Here is a 1327-nt window from a genome sequence, read left to right as displayed (position 1 = left end):
GCTGGCCTGCGCCGAACTGCGAAGCGAGAACGACGCCCGCGAGCCCGGCCAGGCAACCGCTTGCGACATAGACGAGAAATTTGATGCGGTCCGTGCGCAGCCCCATCAGCCGCGATGCATCTTCGCCGCCCCCGATGGCCAGCACCGTCCGTCCCGTGCTGGTGTAATTCAGGACGACCGATCCGACCACATACGCAACCAGGGCGATGACCGCCGGGATCGGGAAGATCCAGAAGTTTCCTTGGCCGATGGCGGTGAAACCTGAATCATAGGACACCGAAACGGACTGGTTGCCAGCCAGAAGCAACGCCGAGCCGCTTGCGGCCAGCATGGTGGCAAGCGTGGCGATGAATGGCATCAGGTTTGCGCGCGTAACCAAGAGCGCGTTGATCAGCCCGGCTGCCAAGCCGGCGCCCACGCCAGCTGCAACACCAGCTGCTATGCCGTGGGGGCTCGCCAGCGCGGAAGCGACGCTGCCCAAGGCGGCGACGGAGCCGACCGACAGGTCGATGCCCCCGGTCATGATCACGAAGCACATGCCGAGCGCGACGAGCGCGAACATCGAGTTGTAGCGCAGAACGCTCATCACATTGAAGAAGCCCAGGAAACGTTCGTAGCGCAAGAATCCGAACAGCACCAAGGCTGCAAGCGCGACAACGACACCGTAGGTGCCGACTATGCCAATCAGTCGGGCGCTGTTCATAACTACACTCTGTGTTGCTGCTGCAGCCAGACGGCGAATGCGATGATAGCGGCCTTGACCACGAGCGCAGCGGCATCGGGCACACCATTGGCGAGCAGCGTGTAACGGACCAACTGAATGGTCAGCGCGCCGAGCAGGGTGCCGATAATCGTCGCCTTGCCGCCGCTGAGCAGCGTACCGCCCACTGCGACAGCCGCGATGGCGTCCAGTTCCATGCCCAGCCCGACAAGATTTGCGTCACTGGAGGAGTTGATCGCGATGACGACGAGACCGGCCAGCCCCGCGCAAAGGCCGCTGATCGCATAGACCGCGAGCTTGATCCTCGCTACGGCGATGCCAGCGAGTTCCGAGGCCTTTTCGTTGCCCCCGACGGCCAGGATGCTTCGCCCGAATACCGTGCGGTGAAGAGCCCACGCCGCCGCTGCAACCAGCACGGCCATGATGATGACCTGTGCCGGAATGCCGAGTGGGCGGGCCAGGCCGATCCATTGGAATTGCGGCACGCGGAAGGTCTGCAGATTGCCGTTGGTCATGACCTGCGCGATCCCGCGCCCCGCGATGAACAGCACAAGCGTTGCGACGATCGGCTGGATGCGGAAGCGGGAGACGAGCCACCCGTTGAAC

At 63.7% G+C, this 1327-nt stretch carries 2 protein-coding genes; both read right to left on the bottom strand.

The genetic code is table 11. The features are described from left to right. Positions 1-703: ABC transporter permease (locus EN914_RS35675; protein WP_164779179.1), on the bottom strand; the 703-nt coding region annotated here is incomplete at its 3' end. 2 nt (positions 704-705) lie between these two features. Further along, positions 706-1327, bottom strand: a 622-nt coding sequence (locus EN914_RS35670; RefSeq protein ID WP_164779178.1) for an ABC transporter permease, incomplete at its 5' end; no start/stop codon positions are given.

The sequence above is a fragment of the Mesorhizobium sp. M7A.F.Ca.CA.001.08.2.1 genome, from assembly GCF_003998455.1.
In the GTDB taxonomy this organism is placed as follows: Bacteria; Pseudomonadota; Alphaproteobacteria; order Rhizobiales; family Rhizobiaceae; genus Mesorhizobium; species Mesorhizobium ciceri.
This window is presented reverse-complemented; position numbering and strand designations above follow the sequence as displayed.